Annotated in this window: 28 protein-coding genes; 17 read left to right on the top strand and 11 right to left on the bottom strand. The window is 33.2% G+C overall.

What is annotated here, in order from left to right; genetic code table 11:
• Nucleotides 1-15: 15 nt before the first annotated feature.
• From AC07XU_RS10045 to AC07XU_RS10055, 3 genes are all read right to left on the bottom strand, one after another.
• Nucleotides 16-678 (bottom strand): hypothetical protein, encoded by a 663-nt coding sequence (locus AC07XU_RS10045; protein WP_494943514.1) that lies wholly within the window; start codon nucleotides 676-678, stop codon nucleotides 16-18.
• Nucleotides 679-726: 48 nt separating this feature from the next.
• Nucleotides 727-969 (bottom strand): hypothetical protein, encoded by a 243-nt coding sequence (locus tag AC07XU_RS10050; RefSeq protein WP_494943515.1) that lies wholly within the window; start codon nucleotides 967-969, stop codon nucleotides 727-729.
• 96 nt (nucleotides 970-1065) lie between these two features.
• Complete coding sequence (locus tag AC07XU_RS10055; protein WP_494943516.1) at nucleotides 1066-2661, bottom strand: cysteine peptidase family C39 domain-containing protein; 1596 nt, start codon at nucleotides 2659-2661, stop codon at nucleotides 1066-1068.
• Nucleotides 2662-2852: 191 nt separating this feature from the next.
• Between AC07XU_RS10055 and AC07XU_RS10060 the strand changes: the two genes are divergently transcribed.
• Nucleotides 2853-3587 (top strand): LytR/AlgR family response regulator transcription factor, encoded by a 735-nt coding sequence (locus tag AC07XU_RS10060; protein ID WP_494943517.1) that lies wholly within the window; start codon nucleotides 2853-2855, stop codon nucleotides 3585-3587.
• A 323-nt stretch (nucleotides 3588-3910) separates the two neighbouring features.
• On the opposite strand, the gene AC07XU_RS10065 is transcribed toward AC07XU_RS10060, so the two are convergent.
• Complete coding sequence (locus tag AC07XU_RS10065) at nucleotides 3911-4441, bottom strand: RNA polymerase sigma factor (RefSeq protein ID WP_494943518.1); 531 nt, start codon at nucleotides 4439-4441, stop codon at nucleotides 3911-3913.
• A 465-nt stretch (nucleotides 4442-4906) separates the two neighbouring features.
• A complete protein-coding gene (locus AC07XU_RS10070; RefSeq protein WP_494943519.1) occupies nucleotides 4907-5596 on the bottom strand; it encodes an RNA polymerase sigma factor in 690 nt (229 codons plus the stop codon).
• 210 nt (nucleotides 5597-5806) lie between these two features.
• Here AC07XU_RS10070 and AC07XU_RS10075 point away from each other — a divergent pair, with 210 nt between their 5' ends.
• Both AC07XU_RS10075 and AC07XU_RS10080 read left to right on the top strand, forming a co-directional pair.
• Nucleotides 5807-6526, top strand: coding sequence for a ferritin-like domain-containing protein (locus AC07XU_RS10075; RefSeq protein WP_494943520.1), 720 nt, complete (start codon nucleotides 5807-5809; stop codon nucleotides 6524-6526).
• 17 nt (nucleotides 6527-6543) lie between these two features.
• Nucleotides 6544-7404 carry a ferritin-like domain-containing protein gene (locus tag AC07XU_RS10080; RefSeq protein ID WP_494943521.1) on the top strand — a complete coding sequence of 287 codons (861 nt, stop codon included), beginning with the start codon at nucleotides 6544-6546 and terminating at the stop codon, nucleotides 7402-7404.
• A 119-nt stretch (nucleotides 7405-7523) separates the two neighbouring features.
• Here AC07XU_RS10080 and AC07XU_RS10085 read toward each other — a convergent pair whose 3' ends face one another.
• The 3 genes from AC07XU_RS10085 to AC07XU_RS10095 all read right to left on the bottom strand — a co-directional run bounded on the left by AC07XU_RS10085 (nucleotide 7524) and on the right by AC07XU_RS10095 (nucleotide 9365).
• Entirely contained in the window at nucleotides 7524-8294 is a 771-nt protein-coding gene (locus tag AC07XU_RS10085) for an alpha/beta hydrolase (RefSeq protein WP_494943522.1), read from the bottom strand.
• Nucleotides 8295-8453: 159 nt separating this feature from the next.
• Nucleotides 8454-9038, bottom strand: a complete 585-nt coding sequence (locus tag AC07XU_RS10090; RefSeq protein ID WP_494943523.1) for a DUF4142 domain-containing protein — start codon at nucleotides 9036-9038, stop codon at nucleotides 8454-8456.
• Nucleotides 9039-9098: 60 nt separating this feature from the next.
• Entirely contained in the window at nucleotides 9099-9365 is a 267-nt protein-coding gene (locus AC07XU_RS10095) for a helix-turn-helix domain-containing protein (RefSeq protein ID WP_494943524.1), read from the bottom strand.
• Nucleotides 9366-9680: 315 nt separating this feature from the next.
• Here AC07XU_RS10095 and AC07XU_RS10100 point away from each other — a divergent pair, with 315 nt between their 5' ends.
• The 5 genes from AC07XU_RS10100 to AC07XU_RS10120 all read left to right on the top strand — a co-directional run bounded on the left by AC07XU_RS10100 (nucleotide 9681) and on the right by AC07XU_RS10120 (nucleotide 14452).
• Nucleotides 9681-9914 (top strand): bacteriocin, encoded by a 234-nt coding sequence (locus tag AC07XU_RS10100; protein ID WP_494943525.1) that lies wholly within the window; start codon nucleotides 9681-9683, stop codon nucleotides 9912-9914.
• Between the two features lie 83 nt (nucleotides 9915-9997).
• Entirely contained in the window at nucleotides 9998-10195 is a 198-nt protein-coding gene (locus tag AC07XU_RS10105) for a hypothetical protein (protein WP_494943526.1), read from the top strand.
• 88 nt (nucleotides 10196-10283) lie between these two features.
• Nucleotides 10284-11483: an HlyD family secretion protein gene (locus AC07XU_RS10110; RefSeq protein WP_494943527.1), complete on the top strand. Its 1200-nt coding sequence runs from the start codon at nucleotides 10284-10286 to the stop codon at nucleotides 11481-11483.
• Nucleotides 11480-13708 carry a peptidase domain-containing ABC transporter gene (locus AC07XU_RS10115; RefSeq protein WP_494943528.1) on the top strand — a complete coding sequence of 743 codons (2229 nt, stop codon included), beginning with the start codon at nucleotides 11480-11482 and terminating at the stop codon, nucleotides 13706-13708. Before AC07XU_RS10110 ends, AC07XU_RS10115 begins: the two co-directional genes overlap by 4 nt.
• A 288-nt stretch (nucleotides 13709-13996) precedes the next feature.
• Nucleotides 13997-14452, top strand: a complete 456-nt coding sequence (locus AC07XU_RS10120; RefSeq protein WP_494943529.1) for a PA2169 family four-helix-bundle protein — start codon at nucleotides 13997-13999, stop codon at nucleotides 14450-14452.
• Between the two features lie 56 nt (nucleotides 14453-14508).
• On the opposite strand, the gene AC07XU_RS10125 is transcribed toward AC07XU_RS10120, so the two are convergent.
• Nucleotides 14509-14832, bottom strand: a complete 324-nt coding sequence (locus AC07XU_RS10125; RefSeq protein WP_494943530.1) for a hypothetical protein — start codon at nucleotides 14830-14832, stop codon at nucleotides 14509-14511.
• 215 nt (nucleotides 14833-15047) lie between these two features.
• On the opposite strand from AC07XU_RS10125, the gene AC07XU_RS10130 reads away from it, so the two are divergent.
• Both AC07XU_RS10130 and xth read left to right on the top strand, forming a co-directional pair.
• On the top strand, nucleotides 15048-15296 hold the full coding sequence (locus tag AC07XU_RS10130) for a hypothetical protein (protein ID WP_494943531.1): 249 nt from the start codon (nucleotides 15048-15050) through the stop codon (nucleotides 15294-15296).
• 6 nt (nucleotides 15297-15302) lie between these two features.
• Nucleotides 15303-16076 (top strand): exodeoxyribonuclease III, encoded by a 774-nt coding sequence (gene xth, locus AC07XU_RS10135; protein ID WP_494943532.1) that lies wholly within the window; start codon nucleotides 15303-15305, stop codon nucleotides 16074-16076.
• 6 nt (nucleotides 16077-16082) lie between these two features.
• On the opposite strand, the gene AC07XU_RS10140 is transcribed toward xth, so the two are convergent.
• Entirely contained in the window at nucleotides 16083-16445 is a 363-nt protein-coding gene (locus AC07XU_RS10140; RefSeq protein ID WP_494943533.1) for a response regulator transcription factor, read from the bottom strand.
• A gap of 166 nt (nucleotides 16446-16611) precedes the next feature.
• On the opposite strand from AC07XU_RS10140, the gene AC07XU_RS10145 reads away from it, so the two are divergent.
• From AC07XU_RS10145 to AC07XU_RS10155, 3 genes are all read left to right on the top strand, one after another.
• Nucleotides 16612-18318, top strand: coding sequence for an FAD/NAD(P)-binding protein (locus AC07XU_RS10145; protein WP_494943534.1), 1707 nt, complete (start codon nucleotides 16612-16614; stop codon nucleotides 18316-18318).
• A 5-nt stretch (nucleotides 18319-18323) separates the two neighbouring features.
• Nucleotides 18324-19388, top strand: coding sequence for a glycoside hydrolase family 130 protein (locus AC07XU_RS10150; protein ID WP_494943535.1), 1065 nt, complete (start codon nucleotides 18324-18326; stop codon nucleotides 19386-19388).
• Nucleotides 19389-19513: 125 nt separating this feature from the next.
• Nucleotides 19514-19729 (top strand): hypothetical protein, encoded by a 216-nt coding sequence (locus tag AC07XU_RS10155; RefSeq protein WP_494943536.1) that lies wholly within the window; start codon nucleotides 19514-19516, stop codon nucleotides 19727-19729.
• A gap of 10 nt (nucleotides 19730-19739) precedes the next feature.
• On the opposite strand, the gene AC07XU_RS10160 is transcribed toward AC07XU_RS10155, so the two are convergent.
• A complete protein-coding gene (locus AC07XU_RS10160) occupies nucleotides 19740-20108 on the bottom strand; it encodes a hypothetical protein (RefSeq protein WP_494943537.1) in 369 nt (122 codons plus the stop codon).
• Between the two features lie 459 nt (nucleotides 20109-20567).
• Between AC07XU_RS10160 and AC07XU_RS10165 the strand changes: the two genes are divergently transcribed.
• From AC07XU_RS10165 to AC07XU_RS10180, 4 genes are all read left to right on the top strand, one after another.
• On the top strand, nucleotides 20568-20957 hold the full coding sequence (locus AC07XU_RS10165; RefSeq protein WP_494943538.1) for a response regulator: 390 nt from the start codon (nucleotides 20568-20570) through the stop codon (nucleotides 20955-20957).
• 87 nt (nucleotides 20958-21044) lie between these two features.
• Nucleotides 21045-21218 (top strand): hypothetical protein, encoded by a 174-nt coding sequence (locus tag AC07XU_RS10170; RefSeq protein ID WP_494943539.1) that lies wholly within the window; start codon nucleotides 21045-21047, stop codon nucleotides 21216-21218.
• Between the two features lie 70 nt (nucleotides 21219-21288).
• Nucleotides 21289-21594, top strand: coding sequence for an ArsR/SmtB family transcription factor (locus tag AC07XU_RS10175; RefSeq protein ID WP_494943540.1), 306 nt, complete (start codon nucleotides 21289-21291; stop codon nucleotides 21592-21594).
• Nucleotides 21595-21635: 41 nt separating this feature from the next.
• Nucleotides 21636-22646: an LLM class flavin-dependent oxidoreductase gene (locus AC07XU_RS10180; protein ID WP_494943541.1), complete on the top strand. Its 1011-nt coding sequence runs from the start codon at nucleotides 21636-21638 to the stop codon at nucleotides 22644-22646.
• Nucleotides 22647-22653: the final 7 nt, after the last annotated feature.

A 22653-nucleotide genomic window follows, 5' to 3' on the forward strand; every position in this document is an offset into this window, starting at 1 on the left:
TCGGTATTTTCAGGTTTATTTAATATGCAAATTTTTTTTCAAAGCTTTTCCTTCAGCACTTGTCTTCACGGTTGAAGTGAGGTCATCATATATTGAAGATACAGATTCTTTAGAGTCATAAGTTTCTCCGTTAAAATATACCCATTGCAGAGCGATTAGGCTAATTGGCGAACTCGGATATTTTTTGATAACGTTTACAACATCTTTGCGCCCTTTCTTTACCGAAAGCAGATATTCATGATATTGTTTAGTGTAATTGCCGTTCTTTGTAACCTTAGCTGTGTAATTGTCATCTCGATTTTTTACTTGCAAACTTAAGTTCTCCAGCACAATTCTTAGTAAGTGTGCGTCTCGTCCAGTTACCCATATCAAATTCTTGAATTTCAATGCCAATTCATATTTATTAATGTTTCCTCTTTCATCAAAGAAGATACAGGCATGCTGCATCATTTTACCGTTAAGATCAAATTCGCCTCTAAATTCAAATTTGCCATTTACAACGGGTACCATCATAAAAATTTTGTCACTTGATATTGAAATCTGTTGAGAGAGTGTAGACAAATAAGCAAACTTTGCATTTTTAGTGTTTTCTATCGTACCATCTATTTTGAATTTAGTTGTTTGAGCATTTATCGAATAGCACATTAGGCATATAATGATCGTAACTAGTATTTTCATAAGGGTTATGAATTTTAGTATCTACACTTAGTGTAGATACTATTTTTGTTAAGGTATGTTTTCAATTACTACAGGAGATGGACCGCAGTTTGATGGTAATAAGCAAGTCTCATTATCATAAACGGTAATACAGCAACCATAGCAGGTCATATATTCTTGACTTCTCCAACTTTCGCAATCATATCCACCATTACCACCCATTACGTTTTTCATTTCAGCCCTGCTGAGTAAATTTAACTTTTTCATAATTTTAAGTTTAACTTTGTATTTAAGGTTTTGTAAATCTGTCACGCCAGGTTTACTTAGGCGATGCCGAATAACGTCGGCATTCGTTTTTGGGGCAGTTTCGTTGCAACCGTGCTGCCCCTTTTTTGTACAAAAAGATCTTTAACTTAATAAATATTTAATATCCTCTAGTCTATAAGGAGCTGGTAATTTGTAGCCATTTACTAAAAAGGTAGGAGTAAAAGTTATTCCCGTTAGTTCGCACCAGGCTTTTTGTTTAGCCGTTACCTCTGCCATTTTCTCACTCAATTCAATCGGATACCTTTTTGCCCATTCATCATATTTTTTACTTGATTGGCTGTACCAATCATTCAATGCTTTTTCAACTAATGCAGTATCATTCAATAAACTTAGGGCGCTAATGTGTCTTGATACTTTTGTTTTCTGATCATCATCATGATCTGCAGTAGTGAAAAGTATTTTTATTTGAATGTCGTCTCGATAGGCTAACCATTCATCTAACACCTGATGCGCCTGTGCACAAGGTCCACAAAATGGATTACTCACCATTGTAATTATAGTTTCGGCATCAGAATTGCCTAATACAATTGGCATCAATTCGTTACCAATGCCATATTTTGGTTGAGTTTTTAAGGCTTGTTGAAAGAGTTCAGTATTGTATTTAAACTTTTTTAATTGCTGCTGAAGCGGTTTAACTTTTTTAGCGTTGAGTAGTATGTTTTTATATACCGACCAGCTTAATACAGTTACTATAAATGCGGTAAAACTAGATAATAAAGTTTCGGTACTGATTTCAAGAGTCCAGAGTTGAGCTTTAAACGAGCCCAACATAACAGTTAAAAACTCCATAGCTAATAATACTTGCACCGTGCAGCATAAGATACACCAATTTTTATGTCGATATTGATAGCTGATTGAATAGATAGCATAAGGAAGTGCCAAAATACTAAGCCACGCTAAAACAGATATGGATGCTGGTACAAATAGGAGGGAAAGGAAGCTCCCTGTAAAATAAAAAAAGCCAACTTCGGTCCAACTTAACCATGATGTAAGCTTCGCTGCATCAGATTTTAAGATGGCATTACAGCCATTCTTCTTACCTATGTTGCATAAGTTTTGTATAAAGGGATTGTTTGCATCAACACTTTGCATCAATAATAAAACACTTATTGTAATGCCAAGCATTTTAATAATTAACAGGCTTAAATAAGTTAAACCTAAAAACTGTTGGTCTATTTGCATGAGTAAAATGCCAATTCCAATACAGAGCAATAAGGGAAGTTTGATTTGGTTAAAAATTTCTATAGTTCGCCTACTAGAGTAATCTTTCTCGCCACTTTTCGTTGTCGCTGTAGCATGCAATGCAATGCCACTCCATTTGTCTAAAAACTCCTGCTCAGTTAGGGTTGCATTTTTACTTTTTTCATCACTAATAATTACTTGTTTATTTCCTATTTGATGAACCAAAAAATAACGGCCACCATTATCCTTTGTATGAGCAATAAAAGGATAATAAAGATCGGTGGCATCAAAGCCTACTTTTTCTATATGATAAGCTTGATTGGAAACATGCCATTCTGATAAACTGTCGCTAATAGAAGATAAATTAGGATAGTCTGGATGTTCAGTTAAGGTGCTGTTAATCGTATCACTACTAACATTAACTTTTAGCTCATTTAATAAGTGTTTGGTTACACTAATGGCATTATGCTTTTGTGATTTAAAAATATTGAGCATAGCATTTAATTAATAGTTAAGATTAGTAAGTACTTTTCTCAAATAAAAATTTATTGTACCAACTATGGTTTTGGTGGTACCAACGCCTTGTAACGGTGTATGACTTTAAATTGGAGTAAATTTAAATTATGAATAGGTTGAATATTTTATTTTAAGTTAAAATGTTGTTAAATTGCCCAAAACACATCCTTATGCCTATAAAATGTATTATTATAGATGATGAGCAATATGCAATTGATCAACTCAAGGCATTTATTACTCAAATACCAAATTTATATTTGCATACTACTTACCTTAGCTCTGTAGAGGCGTTAATGGCTGTAAAAGAAGAAGACCAGATTGATTTTATTTTTTTAGACATTGAAATGCCAGAAATTAACGGATTGGATTTGGCGAAGACCCTTCGTGCTAAAACAAAACATTTGGTATTTACAACTGGACATAGCGGCCATGCCATAACTGCATTTGATTTAAAAGCAAGTCACTATTTGCTTAAACCTATTTCATTTAACAAATTTGCAATAACCATAGCAGAATTATTAACTAAGGAATCTGAAACAGTTAAAGAATATGTTAAGCCTAAATTGCAGTTCGTTAAAGCAGATCAGAAAAATTTATACCATTATATTGACTCATCAAGCATTACGCATATTGAGGCCGCTAAAAATTATGTAACCATTTTTACTGAAAGTGAGCAGGAAAATTTTATTACACATATAGGTTTAAATCATGTAGAAGAGGCCTTAGATCCTGATGAATTTATTCGGATCCATAAATCTTACATTGTTTCTAAACAGGCAATAAGAAAGGTTGAAGGCAATATCATTAAACTTAAAAATGGTCAAAGCTTTCAAATTGGCGAAGTATACAAACCAGCTTTTTATGAATTTCTAAAAGAAGGATTGTTAAAGGGAAAGAATAATTAAAAAATTTTTTATGTTTTGCTAAGAACTTTTCTACTCTATCGTCATCAATCTTTTGGCTACAATTGATTTCTTGCTCGTAAATAAGGATAGTATTCTTAATGTTTTGAGATAGGATCAAAATAGGATTAAAAAAGAAAACGGAGACACAGTTTTAACACCGTATCCCCGTTTAAATTAACGCTCTCAAGAGCAAATATAGAGATTAGTCTGATTAAAAAGAATAAATTTTTAAATTTTTTAAAACTATTAGTTAATCGTTTAAAAATGAGTAATAAAAAAGCCCCAACATTTCGTCGAGGCTTAATAGGTAGATGTAAATAAGCTTAATTTATTTTGCACTTTAACTCTTCGTATACTTTTAAATATTTTTTAAGATGCATACGGGCATAATGGATTCTAGTTTTAACAGTGCCAATTGGCATATTAAACTCTTCAGCAATTTCATGATATTTGTAACCTTCGAAGTAGCGCATAAAAGGCTCATATAAATTTGCCGGTAATGAGCTCAGCGCTTTCTCAATATCAGCATTTATAAATTTTTGCTCACCTTGATTTTTTGAAGCACTATGTAACAACTGACTAGATGATATTTCTTCGGAAGTTGACATAACTTTTTGTGTGCGGGCATTACGGCGATAATCATTGATAAATGTATTACGCATAATGGTAAAAAGCCAAGCCCTAAAATTAGTTTCAGGTTTAAATTTGGCGAAGTAAGTAAATGCCTTTAATAAGGTGTCTTGCATTAAATCATTTGCATTTTCTTCGTCGTTGGTAAAACCCATTGCATAAGCTTTAAGCTTTGCACGGTATGGGGTAATCATTGAATCAAAATTGAGGATTTCTGTTGCCATAATAGGGTAGATTTAATTGTTTCAGAGATTAATTCGCTAACAACAAAATTGCGTCAAACACTATACCACTAAAGAAAAATTTCGAGCCCTAAACCTATCCAAAATGTTGCATTAAAAGGGCAATAAATGCATAATCATCATTCTTTACATATTTTTGTATGTTTTATGGTGCATTTGAAAAGAAGGCTGAATTTGGATGAACTATAATTTGGGTACTTATACCAAACACAATAAGTAAATTACGCAGTTTTTGGATAGTAAAAAGCTATACTTTTATTGCTCATAATTAAAAACACTGGTTAAGAAAATGTACAAGATATCACCCTAATACTACCTAAAAATTATTGAATTACAGGTGAGTTTTGATTGTTGTTTTTTGAGAAACTAGGTAAAAGATAATCACAATTAAAGGCGCAAAGTAAAACTGTGAAGGGATATAATTATAAAATTTTTGGAAGCTTTAGCTTAGTTGAAATATTTTCTCAACTTTAAAATTGCTAATCTAAGTTTTGTTTTTATAGTACCCAAAGGGATGTTCAACATTTCAGCCACTTGAACGTGAGTGAAACCTTTAAAATAAATTAAATCGATAATCTCTTGCTGATCAGCTTTAAGATGGCCAAGCAATTGTTTAACGCCAATAGTTTCCATATTTGGCGAAACATAAGATCGGTGCTCAATTATTCCGATGGGCAATTCGTAAATATCATCTGTTTTTGAAGCGTTGATATGGGCCTTACTTCTTACTTGATCAATAGCCATGTTTTTAGCAACATTTGCCATCCATGTAAATAGCCTGCCTTTAGTAGCATCATATTGGTTAATAGACTTCCAAATTTTTACAAATGTATCTTGCAAAACATCTTCAGCAACCTCATCATATTTAATAATTCTTTTGATAATGCCATTTAAAGCTGGGGCATACATTTTATACAGTTGTTGAATTGATAATGGATCGCCCTCTTTTAATGATGCAACTAATACATCCTCAGTAGTTGATGTTTTAACCAACTTTAAGTTATGCTTTTCAAGTTCTTGAACTGAAGTTTTAAAGGCAAGCATCATTACTGTATTCTTTAATAATTGGAGGTATAACACAGCAGTATTTAAATTGTTGGTAATATTCCTATAAAGAATGCTATTTATGATGAGCATTTAAACAAATATGAAATTGAGGTTATGATTGAACTATAGCTTTTATTAAATGAAACACTATATATATGGTTCAAACTATGAAAATCAATATTCTGAAAAGGAGTGTGATAATTGGTTAATTTATTTGTTCGGCAAAAACCAAAGTAAAATATCCCACGTATGTGCAACATATAAGACCTTATTACGAAACTTAAAATAAATTAATTTCTTATGGAAAATTTAAACGAACCAAAACAAGAAGTACTGAATGAGAGTACAATTTTGGAAGCTAAATTACAGCGTCGTTCTTTTTTGCGTTATGCAGGAGCAGGTGCAGCAGTTGTAGCTTTAACAGCAGCAGGCTGTAGAAAAGATCGCGTGGCTATACCGAACATGGGCGCAACGCTTGATTTTAAAGATGATGTGGGTGTACTTAATTATGCTTATGCCTTAGAGCAATTAGAAGCAGCTTTTTATATTAAAGTAGCATCTTCTTTACCATCATCTTTTACAACTGTACAAAGAAACTATTTTCAAGATGTACAGTTTCATGAAATTGCACACAGAGAATTCTTTAAAAAAGCGCTTGGTAATTCGGCAATCGGATCTTTAGAGGTTGATTTTTCTTCTATCGATTTTACAAGTGGAACTGCAGTTTTAGCTGCTGCTCAAACTTTTGAAGATTTAGGTGTTGCAGCTTACAATGGTGCAGGCGTAAGAATTACAAACACTGCTAACTTAGTTATAGCCGGACAAATTGTTTCTGTAGAGGCTCGTCATGCTGCTTGGATTAGAGATCAAAGAACTAATGGATCGTTTTCTGACTTAGCTAGTTTAGTGCCTTTTGGAGCTAATGTAGCTGGCGGACTTGATGGTGCATTAACACCAGATAGAGTGTTAGCACTTGCCAAACCTTTTATCAAAACACAAATTAACGTAATCAATCTTTAATCTTTAACTCAACAATCATGAATATCGTAAATATATTAGAAGAAATAGAAAAAGTTGACGGTGAGATCTATGAAAGATTAAGCCCAAGACGTAAAGCAATGCAAGACTTTTTTAATGTAGGTAAAAAAGTTTCATTAGCAGCATTACCATTGGCTTTAGGTTCTATGTTTAAGAAAGCATACGGACAAACTAATCCGGCAAGTGTTACCGAAGTATTAAACTTCGCTTTAGCATTAGAATATTTAGAGTGGAATTATTACAACCATGCTTTAACAAACTCTACAATTGTTTTCCCTAACGCGGCATCAAGAACTGCAATTGAAACCATCCGTGGCCATGAGCGTGCTCACGTAGATTTGTTAAAAGGTGCATTAAATATTACAGGTGCTGATGGTTACGTAGATGCTGATTTTGATTTTACAGGGGCTGCTACTTTCGGTACTGCTTTTGCAGATGTTTTCAGTAATTATCAAACATTCTTAAAAGTTGCTACTGCTTTTGAAGATACAGGCGTAAGAGCTTACAAAGGTCAAGCTGGTGTATTAAAAGGAAATGCGGTATTAACAACCGCTTTGCAAATCCACTCAGTAGAAGCTCGTCATGCTGCACACTTACGTCAAATGACTGCTGCATCATTAGGTGTTGGGTTAAAACCATGGATTGCTTATGCAGCGAATGGTAACGATACAGGTATAACTCAAGTTAATCCTGTTTATGCTGGTGAGCAAAATACAATGCAAGCTGGTTTTGAAATTATTGGTATCAATGGTACTGCAGTAACTCAAACCCAAGCTGCCGAAAGTTTTGATGAGATTTTAACTGGATCTGCAGTTAAAACTATTGCAAACATTTTCATTAGAACTAAAAAATTAGCATAAGTTTTTATTGGTTTAAGTTAAGGGAAGGGAATGGATATTTTCTTCCCTTTTTATTAACTAATTTTAAACAGAAAAAATGCCCAGATTTAAGTCTGGGCATTTTTTTTTGTAAAATTTATTTATTTGTTCTCTGGTAAAGTTTCTAACCAATTGTATATGGTGGTTGCCACTTTTTCCCAGCCTGGTTCGCCACAAATAAAATGACTTCTGTTCTCAAACATTTGGTAAGCAACTAAACTACTCTCATCGGTATAAGCTTTGGCATTTTTATCGTTCAAAGTATATGGAATAATTTCATCTTTTTCTCCGGCAATAAAAAGGAGTGGAGCATGAGGTTCGTCTAAATCAATCTTTCCATCATCACCCATACAATCTCTTAATACGTTTCTGCTATCATGAGTAGCAAAATTTTCAAATGCGGTTTTCGCATCTAATTCTGATAATGTATTGGCAAAAGATCCATGAAATCCTTCCGCATCCATAAAAAATGGTTCGTTACCTTTAAAAGGATTTGCGATTAATGCACTATTCTTAAAAAATCCCCAGTCGAAATCTAACATCCCGTTAGGTGCAACCGAACTAATTGGCACACCAATGCTAGCTAACTTTTTGTTCACCATAATTTGTGCAATTAAACCACCAACCGAATGACCAATAACTATAGGTTGATTATGCTGCTGAACAACTTTCTCAATTTCATTCACAATTTCATTTAAAGTTAAGTCGCCTAAGCCAGCAGGTGGGTTTGTTCTTAAATTTGCGGGTTCACCTGCATGTAATGGCCAAGCTGGTGCTACACAATTATAACCCTTATCACTAAAATAATTGATCCACTTTTCCCAACTCTTTGGGTTCTGAAACATTCCATGTATAAAAACAATGTCTTTCATAAGTATTTGATGTTTTGATAATTAATAATAGTTAATTAACAACAATATAGATTTGCAGTTTGATAATTAACCACTCATTTAGGGAATGTAATTAGCATAAAAAAACCCTAAAAATTATCTTAGGGTTTAAACTTATTCAGAAAGAATATCTGGTTTAGCTTACATGCTTTTTTTGATATTCCTAATTGTTTCTAGATGAGCCTGAACAACAGGCAAAGTTTTATTTGCGAAAGCTTTTAATTCCTGATCAGTTCCATTTTTTCTTTGATCTTTTAACAATTTCTCTGTTTTTTGATGATCGTCAATCATGTAGTCTATGTATTTTTTATCGAAATTAGCACCAGTTTCTTTATTTAAATTATCTAGATCTTTTTGGTGTTTGTCATCAAGCACAAGTGGCAAGCTTATATTTTTACTTTTGGCCAAAGTCATAAGCTCTTCATTGGCTTTTCCATGATCGTTAACCATCATAGTTGCATAATCTTTTACTTTACCATTACTGCTCTTAGATAATGCCAATTTACTAAACTCAACTTCGGCCATTCCTCCAATAGCAGCTTCTGTGGCAAATTCAGCATCATCCTTCGGTGCTTCCATAGCAATAATACTATCTCCTGCTTTAGAACTGTCAGCCATTTTATTTAAGCTATCTGCTAGCTCTTTCGAATCTTTTGTTTCGCTATTGCATGCCTGAAAACTAAAGGTGGCAATGCCTAATAATGTAATTAATCCTAATTTTTTCATGATAAAGGTTTTTGTTTCTAAAAAAACACTAACTCACAAAAAAGGTTTGATTTTTTACTCCTAGTTGTTAATCCGTTCGGATGAAATTTTTATCAGCTCTGTGTGTTCTAAAGAAATAAGCGCAACCGGATCTATTTCTAGGATGCTTGCAATATCAAATAACCTATCAATGGTTATTTTACTATAACCTAACTCTATTTTACTATATGCGTTTTGCGAAATATTTAATTTTGCAGCTAAATAATCTTGAGTATAATCTCTATACTCTCTCACTTTTCTAATATTGCTTGCAACATTCTTTACTTTTAAAGCATTTTGATCTTCCATAGGTATTGAAGTTTTGTACTTATTTAGAAACGAAAATTCAAAAGTTTTGGATTTTCATCAGTAATTTCTTGAAAATGTTAAAAATTAACTACTCCTTTTTGATGTTAAAAAAGTGTGTTTGATCTATAAAAAACCGCGGTTTTTTATAAAACACAACTTCAGGCTTTATTATATTCTGTGCTGTTGTTTTAAAAACTACCCTAAAAAAATCTGAATCTAAATTAATGGCGTTAATGATTACAAATAGCGTTTAGTTACGTTAGAGTGGGGAAACCGAAAACCATAAAAAGAGTAGGTAAAAGTAAATTATATGTTATGAAATTTCAAGAATTAAATGCAAAAGAGTTAACAGAAATTAACGGTGGTGGTTTATTTGGTGGTAATGATTCAGCGAGCTCAAGTGGCTTAGGTGGAGCATTGAATATCGGTAATTTGCTATCATTCTCAAATCAAACCCAAGATGGAGATGAGTCAAGTAGCACTCAGTTTTCATTAGGAAACAACATCGGCGGAAGTTTAGCTGGTTTGTTCGACAGTATTAGAAGCTAATCGACACAATGAAAATTAAAATTGAATGAAAAGGAGAGCTTTTAACCTCTCCTTTTCTATTTTAAAACAAATTACATTAGTTTATGGAAAATTTAACAACTGCAGAACTAGCAACCATTAATGGAGGAAGTTCAAACAGCGGCATTTCTTTAAGCAGCACTCAAGATAGCTTATTCTCGCTTACCTTTACCAGAACTTTTGGTGAAAGGCAAGAAACAACTCAGATCGCTATCGGAAATAATGTTGACCTCGGTTTAAGGTTAACACATCATAACAAATAAGTTAAGTTTTGAATTAGAAAAGGACCAAAATTTTTGGTCTTTTTTTTTGAAATAAAATCTAAATTTTTTCTCAGCCGTATATATGTTTATGGATAGCGATAAATTTATATTCCCCCAAGAAGTGATTGAAAATACCGCTGAATACCATTTTCAATCTCATAGCTCAATTACCAAAGTAATTTATCAAGTTATTTTATTGGTATTGTTTGTCTCTTTTCTTTGCTTATTTTTTCTTAAGGTAGATGTGAATGTTAAAAGCACAGGTATTTTTAGACCTATACAAGACCGCAATGAGATTAAACCATTAATTGCTGGTAGAATAGATTCTCTTTTTATTAAAGAGAACATGCATGTTAAAAAAGGGCAAATTTTATTAACGATCAAGAAAGAAATTATCGAAGGACAAGATGAGTTGAACCAATTTAGGCAAGATGATTTAGACCTACAATTGGCAGATTTGAAGAAACTGATTTATGCCTACAGAAAAAATGACTGGTCAAAAAAATTGGAGTTGGAATCAGGTGTGTATGGCCAACAATATAGTTTATTTATGCAGCGTATAACCGAAGCCAAGACTCGCTATCACTTGGCTTACCGAAATTACCAACGGTTTTTAAAGCTTTACCGTACTCAGGTAGTTTCGGCAGTTGAATACGAGCAAGTTAAATTGCAAAAAGATAATGTGTTTAATGAATTATCACTAATTGGTGAAGAACAAGGTAATAAATGGCAAACAGAATTAAATCAGTTGCTTATTCAGAACCAACAACTAAGTACCCAAGAAAAGCAGTTTGATGAAGAAAAAGAGTTTTATACTATAAAAGCTCCATTAACCGGAACAGTGCAGCAACTTAAAGGCATACAAACTGGTAGTTCTATCTCTGCTAATGAAATATTAGGTGAAATATCTCCAGACTCAGGTTTAATAGCAGAAACTTATGTAATGCCTAAAGATATTGGTTTACTTAAGATCGGGACTAAAGCTAGGTTTCAAATAGATGCTTATAACTATAACCAATGGGGAATGGTTACTGGTAAAGTTATCTCAATTTCAAGTGATGTTTTTATGGAAAATGGTGCACAGCCCTATTTTAAAGTAAGATGTTTACTTGATAAAAATGCTTTAAAACTAAAGAATGGTTACGTTGGTCGCATTAAAAAGGGCATGACGTTACAAGCCAGGTTTTTCGTAACCCGTAGAACCTTATTTCAGTTATTGTATGATAAAGCAGATGACTGGTTAAATCCAAATGTAATTCCTGATAAAAAAGAAGTGGCAGGCATATGAAAGCTATATTTAGTAAATTGAAACAGTATTTCGGTGGTAAAACAAAGCATGAAAAGCACATCATTAAACAGCATGATATTACAGACTGTGGTGCTGCTTGTTTAGCTTCTATTGCCATACATTATGGATTGGATTTGCCGATAGCTCGTATCAGACAATATGCCTCTACAGACAAAAAGGGCACAAATGTTTTGGGTTTAATTGAAGCGGCAGAGCGTTTGGGTTTTTCTGCAAAGGGTGTTAAAGGAGATTTTGAAAACTTGCAGAATATACCATTACCAGTTATTGCCCATGTTAGGCAAAATAATCTTGATCATTACGTGGTGCTTTACAAAGTGAGTGAAGGATATATAGAAATAATGGATCCGGCTTACGGTGAAATGGTAAAGCTAAGCCCTGATGAATTTAGGCAAATATGGACAGGTGTTTTGCTTTTGCTTTTGCCTGGCGATGATTTTACAGCTGGTACAGAGAAAATATCATTAGAAAAAAGATTTATCTATCTATTAATGCCACATCGCTCTGTATTAATCCAAGTTTTAATCGGAGCAATTTTTTATACACTACTCGGTCTTTCAACCTCAATTTTTTTGCAAAAGATAGTAGATAATGTTTTGCCAGAGGCGAATACAAATCTGCTCAATTTGATGGGTACGGTAATGATCATCATTATCTTGTTACAAATATTTATCAATCATGCCAAAACTATATTAACTATTAAAACTGGGCAACAAATTGATGCCAGATTAATATTGGGTTATTACAAGCATTTATTAAATCTGCCCCAACAATTTTTTGATACAATGAGGGTAGGTGAAATCATCTCTAGGATGAATGATGCTGTGAAAATTAGGGCTTTTATCAACGATGTTTTAGTTGGTTTTGCGGTTAACGTTTTTGTGCTGATTTTTTCTTTCGCTTTAATGTTTACCTACTATTGGAAACTGGCTTTAATTATGTTGGTAGTAGTGCCTCTTTATTCTTTAATCTATTACGTATCAAACAAATTAAATAAAGAAACACAGCGTAAGCTGATGGAAAAGAGCGCTGAGCTAGAAAACCAACTCGTAGAATCTGTAAATGCTGTAAGTACCATTAAACGTTTTGGTTTAGAAAAGTTTGCCAATCTTAAAACAGAAATACGCTTCATCAATTTATTAAAAACAGTTTATACCTCTAGCACCAATTCGTTGTGGATCGGTAATTCTAGTGGATTTGTTTCAAGTTTGTTCGCTGTAATTTTATTGTGGACTGGTGCTCATTTTGTAATCGAAAATGTAATTACTCCTGGTGAGCTTTTATCATTTTATGCAATTATTGGATATTTTACTGGACCAGTAATTAGTTTAATAGGTATGAATAGGGTTTTTCAAGATGCAAGAATTGCCGCGGATCGTTTGTTTGAAATCATGGATTTGGAACGTGAAAAAACTGAAAATAGAACTGAGCTTACGCCAGATATGATTGGTGATATTGAATTTAAGAATGTTCACTTTAGATATGGAACAAGGGTAACTGTATTTAAAGATTTCGATTTAAGTATCCCGAAAGGAAAAATTACTGCCATAGTAGGAGAGAGTGGCTCTGGTAAAACTACCTTACTTTCCCTGTTGCAAAATATATATCCTTTGCAAAGCGGCCATATTATGTTGGGTGAGTTCGATTTAAATTATCTTACCAATGAAAGTTTAAGAAAATTGGTTTCGGTTGTACCGCAAGATGTTCATCTATTTGCCGGCAACGTTGTTGAAAATATCGCAGTAGGGGATATGGAGCCTGATATGAAAAAGATCATCAATATTTGTAATGATTTAAATATTATCGATTTCATTGAAAAATTACCCAATGGATTTACTACTTATCTTGGGGAGAATGCAACTAATTTATCTGGCGGACAAAGGCAACGATTAGCTATTGCAAGGGCTTTATACCGTAACCCAGAAATTTTAATTTTAGATGAGGCTACATCTTCTTTAGACTCAACTTCTGAAGAGCACATTCATAACGCCATTAATTTATTGCGTGCGCAAGGTAAAACGATTATTTTAATTGCACATAGAATGAGCACAGTTGTTAATGCCGATAAAATTGTGGTGTTAAAAGATGGTGAGCTATTAGAAGAGGGTAAACATCAAGCTTTGCTCAAAAATAAAGGTGCTTATTATGCCATGTGGGAAAAACAATTTCCATCAGTTAAGCCCAAAACAAAAGCCCCACTTGTTTAAAGAGGGGCTTCTTTGGTCTAGTTTTATGGTGTGCCTGCCCTTCACGGATTACCCGTTCACAGGACTTTTTTATCATTTTACTAATGTGATAACAATTTAAGTTTTTAAAGGTTTAGTTCATTTAAAAACTTTTACACAGTATGTGGATTATCAACATGGAACTTAATTAACATCAATTTTAATAGATAATGACATGCTCTTTATTTTGAAGTTTGCAATTTCAGCTTTAATTCATGTCATTAAATTCAATTTTTTGAAACCATTTAAACTGTGTTGAGTTTTTAATGTATGAAAAGTTATACAGACATTATAATAGATCTTAAAGATTTGGTGCAAGTTGTAAATGATGGTAAAGAAGGTTATAAAGTTGCCGCAGATGCCACTAACTATGAGTTTTTGAAAAATCTTTTTACCCAAAAAATAGAAGAACGAATAGTTTTTGAGCAAGAGTTAAAAAGTTATATTTTAAGTTTAGGTGATATTGCAGAAAATGAGAAAGGTGGTTTGCTCGGTATCATACAGCGGACTTGGTTAGAAGTTAAAGATGCTTTAAATGCAAGAGATGATGCTGCAATTTTAGCTGCTGTAAAAGCAGGGGAACAATCGGCTTTGGCTAAGTACGATCAGTATTTGGCAGAAAGTGAAGAAATTGAAGCTCATGTGCCAATTTTACTTCATCACAGAGCAGGCATTCTTAATGCACTTAAAGAGGTAGAAGAACTACATCAGCAATTTACCAATTAATACAAAAAAAGTCGGTACATAAACGTGCCGACTTTTTGCTTTTATTTATTTAGTGCTTAACGAATTGGTCTGTTTGCATTGTAAGCCACCACATAATTAAGTTCCAATTTCTCAACTGATTTTTTATCTAACAACGTTACTTCCATATCTTCACCTTGGTTTAGTTTGGCTCTTATAGCTTGGTAAACCTCAACAATAATATTAGGAGCAATTTGAGTTGCAATTGCAGGTTTATAATCTTTCACAATTTTCTTCATATCAATCTCATTGCTCAATTTGATTTCCCATTTTTCGTCGGCTTTAAAACCGCTCTCATCTGATGTGTTGTTTAATTGGAAAAGGAAAAGTCCAATTTGATATTGAATTTCTTTAGTGCTCATGTGTGCTATTTTTTATGTTGGCAATTTTAGCGCTACATCTTTTAAATCGATGTAAGCGATATTCAGAAAATGAAGAAGATATGGTTTGATTTTCTGCGGTGAAGATACACTATAATTTTTTAATATACTGATTTGAAATTGAAGCAAATGGATAGATCTAAACAATATAGATGTAGCGGTGTTAAATATTTATTATAAATTTAAATCCTAAACCTATGTTACCATTAGAAAATGAGCCTCAAGGCATCAATGAAAATCAGAAAAGAAATGAATCTGAATTAGATCATGATAGCAACGAAAAATTAGAAAAGGAAGATAAAGATTTTTCACAAAATGATATTGCAGGTAATGCATCGGGCAATCTTCCGCCAGAAGAAAAAGAAGATCACGAAGATGAATCTGCAACAGACAATGATGGTAAAGGCTTTATGGGCGACTTTGCTAAACCACAACATGACGATTAATTAAAAATGAAAATAGCAACCTATAACGTAAACGGTGTTAATGGCAGATTGCCTGTGCTTTTAAAATGGCTAAAAGAAACTGGTCCCGATGTGGTTTGTTTGCAAGAACTAAAAGCGCCAGACGAGAAATTTCCTTTACAAGCCATAAATGATGCAGGTTACAATGCCATTTGGCATGGACAAAAAAGCTGGAACGGGGTTGCTATTTTAGCTAAAAATAAGGAAATTAAGGAGTTGCGTAGAGGGTTGGAAGGTGAGGATGAGGATTTACACAGCCGGTATATTGAAGCCATGATTGATGGCGTTGTTATAGGTTGTTTGTATCTACCTAACGGGAATCCTGCACCGGGACCAAAGTTTGATTACAAACTGAGGTGGTTTGAACGCTTAACCAAACATGCAGCCCAGTTGTTGACTTATGATCTTCCGGTTGTTTTAGTAGGCGATTACAATGTAATGCCAACAGAGCTTGATGTGTATAAACCAGAAAGGTGGATTGAAGACGCACTTTTTAGACCTGAAACTAGAGCAGCTTTCGAAAAATTAGTTGCGCAAGGATGGACAGACGCCTTACGATCACTTTATCCGAATGATAAAATTTACACATTTTACGATTACTTTAGAAATGCCTACGGCAGAGATGCTGGTCTAAGAATTGATCATTTTTTGCTTAGCCCCCATTTAAAGCCTAAACTTACTAATGCAAAGGTTGATAAGCACGTTAGAGGTTGGGAAAAAACAAGTGACCATTGCCCAGTTTGGATAGAGTTAGCAATTTAAATTCTACTATCCATATAAGTGGTCTTCAACTCTTTCAACAAATTCATCAATATCGAATGGTTTGTTGATGAAGTCTTCCGTTTCGCACATTTTTTTAGCTTCGCTATAAGCATTGTTTGCAGACATAAGCAATACAGGAATATGTCTAGTGTTTCTATTGTCTTTTAATTCATCGCAAACATCAATTCCATTTCCATCTGGTAGCATGATATCTAAAATAAAAAGATCGGGTTGAGCGTGTAAAATGCCCTTTCTAAATTCTTTTACGTTTGCGAAACCTTTAACTTCAAAATTTTTTTCTGTTAATATTTCAGTAATGATGTTTCGGATATCTTCAGTATCATCTAAAATATAAATGCTTTTTTTCATAGGGTTAGGTGTTTTAGGAACTTTATAGCTAACCACAATTGCGCATATTTTGTTTAAGCCAAAAGAGGGTTTAAACCTATAGGTTGTATTTTAATCATTACAATTTTTTTTAAACTAAACATATTGCTCAGGTGGTTGTTCAACATCGGTAACAATTAACGTTTTAATGGATATATCAAAAAATAAAATACGTATTGCAATATTAGGAGGCGGGCCAAGCGGTTTGTTTATGTTTAAAAGAATAGTTGAAGCAAATAATCCAAATTTTGAAACCACTATTTTTGAGCGTAAAGATCAATTAGGCGCTGGCATGCCATACAGTAAAGAAGGAGCTAGCGACGAACATATTACCAATGTTTCTGATAACGAGGTGCCTAATTTTGTAAATTCTATAGAAGATTGGACTAAACAAGCTCCACAACAATTATTAGATAGATATCAAATTAACCCACAAAATTTTAACGAATACAAAGTATTGCCTAGGTTATTTTTCGGGGCATATCTGCAATCTCAATTTGAGCTATTGCTTAAAAAGGCTGTAGAACAAAATATGATTGTTACAGTTAAAACCAACTGTAATGTAGATGATGTGATTTATAAAGATGAATTGAATGAAGTTTGGGTTTTAGCTGAGCAAAGCATTTTTAAATTTGATAAAGTTGTAATTTCAACAGGACACAATTGGCCAAAAAAATATGAAGGCTTAGTAAAAGGGTATTACGATTCCCCTTATCCGCCAGCAAAAATTGCTTTGAAGTTAAATCATCCAGTGGCACTAAAAGGTTCATCACTTACAGCTATAGATGCGATTAGAACATTAGCTAGGCATAACGGAAGTTTTATAAAGGATGATGATGGAAAAATGAGCTATCAATTAGCAAAAGATAGTGAATATTTTAGCATGATGATGCACTCTAGAAATGGACTGTTGCCCGCCGTAAGATTTCACTTAGAAGATTCGAGGTTAAAAAACGATTCATTATTGAGTATTGCAGATTTTAACCTTCATAGAGAAGAAAATGGAGGTTTTATTTCTTTGGATTACGTTTTTGAAAAAGATTTTAAGGAAGTTTTTAAAGAAAAAGATCCATCATTTTATGATGAAATTAAAGATATGGATGTGGAGACATTCGTAGATGCAATGATGGAATTAAGAGAGAAATTGCCGCCTTTTCAATTGCTCAAAGCAGAATATACTCAGGCAGAGAAATCAATCAAAAGAAAAGAATCGATTTATTGGAAGGAAATGCTGGCTATTTTAAGCTTCTCGATGAATTATCCAGCTAAATATTTTTCTGCAGAGGATATGTTAAGGCTTCAGAAAAAGCTTATGCCGTTGATTTCAATCGTAATTGCATTTGTGCCACAAAGTTCATGTAAAGAATTAATTGCCTTACATGATGCTGGGGTTTTAGACATTGTATCTGTTGGTAATGATAGCGAAATTGAAATTGCTGATCAGGGTGGTATAGTTTATCATTACAAAGATGAAAATGATGAACCGGTTGCCCAGTCATACCAAACATTTGTAGATTGTGTTGGCCAGCCGCATTTAGATTTCGATAAATTTATTTTCGATGGATTAAAATCTGCGGGAGCAATTAGTGCTGCACAATTAGCTTTCAAAAATCAACAAATTGGAGCTGATGAAATAGAAAATAATGAGAAAGTACAGGAGGTAGATGAGGGATCTTATATGTTAAATGTGCCAGGAATTACTATAAATGATAACTTTCAAATTGTTGATGGAGACGGAAAAGCAAATCAACATATTTTCATAATGGCAGTTCCTTACATAGGTGGCTTTAATCCAGATTATTCGGGTATCGATTTTAGTGAAGAAGCATCGCAAAGAATAATTGATCAATTTTAAACTACATGAGCGACATTGCCAAACGTTTTAGCCAAAATCCACTTTTAAAACCCAGTGATTTAAAAGCGAGCAATAGCAATTTGGTTGTTGTGAGCTTACTCAATCCGGGTGTTTTTAGGTTTGATGATAAAATATGGCTTATAGTAAGAGTAGCAGAAAATATTAAACCAAAGAAAGGTGTGATCAGTATTCCTAAATTAAATTCAATTCAAGAAATTGAAATTATTGAAGTTTCAATTGATAATCCAGAACTTATCGCAAATGATGTTAGAGTTATAAGTTATAAAGGTGATGATTATTTAACTACAGTTTCTCATTTACGTTTATTAAGCAGTAAGGATGGGATCAATTTTATTGAAGATTTAGCTTACCCACCGTTAATTGGAGATGGTGTATTAGAAAACTTTGGTGTAGAAGATTGTAGGGTGAGTTACATTGATGAAGTTTATTATTTAAGCTATACTGCAGTTTCTGATAGTGGGGTAGGCGTAGGATTGAGAACTACTAAAGATTGGCAGAGATTTGAACACAAGGGATTGATCTTGCCTCCTCACAATAAAGATTGTGCCATATTTGAGGAGAAAATTAATGGAATATTTTATGCTTTACACAGGCCAAGTAGCGTTGCAATAGGTGGCAATTTTATTTGGATAGCCGAATCTACTGATGCAGTGCATTGGGGTAATCATAAATGCATCTTAAAAAGCAGAACTGGATTTTGGGATAACGCAAGAGTTGGCGCTGGTGCATCGCCCATTAAAACAGAGGTTGGCTGGTTATCAATTTATCACGGAGCTGATAAAAATAATAAATATGCCTTGGGAGCTTTTTTAATGGATTTACATGAGCCTTGGAAAGTAATTGGTAGAACAGAAAAACCTATTATGTTACCTACCGAAAATTATGAATTAAATGGATTTTTTGGTGAGGTAGTTTTTACCAACGGACATATTGTAAAGGAAGACACACTAACCATTTACTATGGTGCAGCTGATGAATTTGTTTGTGGAGCTAATTTTTCAATTAGAGAAATTTTAGCAGCAATTAGTTTTAAACCAACATCTTTTTAAATATTTTAAACTTTTTTAGCGGCAATGTTATTTATAAAGTAGTCGATAACTAATTGTGTAACAATGGCAAGGCTAAATGAATGCTGTTGTTGTATTTTAAAAGAATAAAAATTAATCTAAAATCTATGAAAAACTTACTAATTGTTCTTTCACTTGCCGGTATGGTAACGTTAGGATGCAGTACTAATCAAAAAAATGATGCAGCTGATGCTGACTCAAATCGCATTGACACTAGCATGAATGGGCAATCATCTGGAAATATGAGTGATGGCACAATGATAGATACTGCCAGCGTGAGTTCTGATACCACTAGCACTGATACTACTGTTAATATGCAATAGTGATTTTAAATTAGTCAGGAGGAAGAGTTTGCTCTTCCTTTTTGGCTATTATTTTTTGCTTTTTAAGGTCTATTCTAATCAAATTATACAAACTCATGTAAACATTGGCAATCCATATAATGCTAAAGCCAGCTAAAAAATATCCTTTCCAACCATCATAAATCAAAGTATAATTAGTAATTGCTAAAATCAATATTGTTACATAATGACTGAAACAGTATTCGCAAGTAAAAAGGTAAAAGAATTTTCTTTGTAATAATGATTTACAATTTTGTGATTTGCCAACACAAAATTCTCTAGCTTCTCTAAAAACTTCTTCTTTAGTTACAGTCCAAGCAATACAAGCGACTGGTATTGCTAGTATGAAAATCATTTCCATATCATTAGTTTAATTGTATCTATAAACCTAAAATCTCGAAGTATGTTTTAATCTATTGTTTAAACATTAATGATGCTGCAATATTTTTCATTAAATTATTTCAGTTTCTTGGGAATTATTATACCCATTTAGGGGATATTAATGCACACTATTGGGAATTTTATTTTATATAATTATCAATAAAAATTGATATTTCTAATTAAAATGTTGTTGCAAATGAAGGAATAAAGCTGTTTAAACATATTATTTAAAGCTTGATAGATGTGCAAAGTTTAGATATGCCACATATTTTGTTTAATAAAGCCTAATAAATTTAATGATACGATATAAGGCCACAACTGTATGTAAGCTTTGGACCTAAACTTGATTATATTATATTTTTAGAAAATATAAATCACTAATTTTTTAAAAGAAAAAGGTGTTTACCAAAACATAGATTTAATTAATTCTGTAATTACAATGGCAGCAATAAATAAAATTATGATTGTGGATGACAATCCTATAGATCATATGATAACCAAATACATTCTCAAGCATAATTTTGCCATAGAAGATATTATGGTAATGGAATGTGCCGAAGCGGCTTTGTTTTTTCTTTCAGAACATCAACAAGACATAACTGAATTACCTGAATTGATTATTTTGGATTTGGACATGCCTGGTGTTAATGGATTTGAATTTTTGGAACGTTTTTCGAAATTAAATGCACAACTCGTTAAAAATTGCAATGTTGTTGTGCTTACAGGTTCAGATGTAAAAGCAGATCTCGAAAAAATTAAAGCCAATCAATTTGTAGCCGAGTTAATAAGCAAACCGCTAAGTAAAAATGCACTTTTAGAATTAATGTAATTCTTCCTCAATACTTCCATCAACCACCATTATATTTTTTTTGAAACTTTTTTGCGCTAATAAGTCTTTTTACATAAAATGATTAACATGGAAAAGAATAAAAAATCTACATCGCCTCAACAAGATCTTAAAATTGTTTCAAGGCCCAGCAATGAAGAGTTGAGCGACGAAATTGTTGATGACCAAAAAAATCATCAAGATAAAAAGAAATCGACTAAAAAAAAATCTGAAGCTGACTTTGGCGAAGGTATAGAAGATTGAAATCTTCATAATCATGTCAATATAATTTATTTAATTGGTATATCGGGAAATTCCGATATATATTTGTGCTATGGATCAGATTGAGATTTTCAAGGCACTTTCTAATAAGACCAGGTTACAGATTTTAACGTGGCTCAAAGAACCGGAACTACATTTTCCTGATTACAAACTAACTTGTGATAAGCAAAGTTTAGGCGTTTGTGTTGGTCATATCCAACAAAAGGCAGGTTTAACGCAATCAACTATCTCAGAATATCTATCGCTTTTACAACGTGCTGGCTTGGTTACAGCTACAAGATCAGGGCAGTGGACTTACTACAAAAGAAATGAGGAAGCATTTGTAGCGTTAAGTAAAATCATTTCATCAGATATTTAAATTAATTGGGCTTGCAAAAGCCTATAACACATACCTATTTTATGAGTACTAAAAATTTATCATCCCTTACATATTCTATTTTAGATTTAGCAACAGTAATTGAAGGAAAAACGGCAGCCGATACATTTAAAAGAAGTGTTGATTTGGCACGCCATGCAGAAGATTGGGGTTATGAACGGTATTGGTTCGCCGAGCATCATAATATGATTAGCGTTGCAAGTTCAGCAACTTCATTACTAATTGGGCACGTAGCCGAAAAAACAACAAAAATAAGAGTGGGTTCTGGTGGTATCATGTTGCCAAATCATTCGCCATTAATTATTGCCGAGCAATTTGGAACTTTAGCAACTTTATATCCCGATAGGATAGATTTAGGATTAGGTAGAGCACCTGGAAGTGACCAAGTTACCGCTATGGCTATAAGGGGAGACCGCTTTAATGCTGCTCATGATTTTCCGACAGATGTAAGAAAATTACAGCTTTATTTATCTGATGAAAATAAAAATGCAAAAGTAAGGGCAATTCCTGGAGAAGGTACAAATGTACCGATATGGATTTTGGGATCAAGTACGGATAGTGCTTATTTGGCAGCTGCTTATGGTTTGCCTTATGCTTTTGCCAGTCATTTTGCACCTCAGCAATTTTTGGCAGCCATTAAAATTTATAGAGATAACTTTAAACCATCAGCTTCGCTACAACAGCCTTATGTTATGGCTTGTGTTAATGTTGTTCTGGCTGATACAGATCAAGAAGCAGAGCGATTATCTACCTCATTAAAACAGTTATTTATTGGCATAGTTACAGGTCAGCGGAAGTTATTACAAGAACCTGTACAGAGTATGGATGGTATTTGGGATGATATGCAAGAAGAAGCTGTTAATCAAATGCTTGCAGTTTCTCTAATTGGAGGTAAAGAAAGTGTTAAAGCCGATTTACAATCCTTTTTAGCTCAAACATGTGTTGATGAAGTTATGGCTACATCTCATATTTATGATCATACAGCAAGACTATACTCTTATCAGCTTTTGGCAGATATTATTAAAGAAAATTAAGTTCAAC

It is taken from the genome of Pedobacter sp. GW456-11-11-14-TSB4, assembly GCF_059424425.1.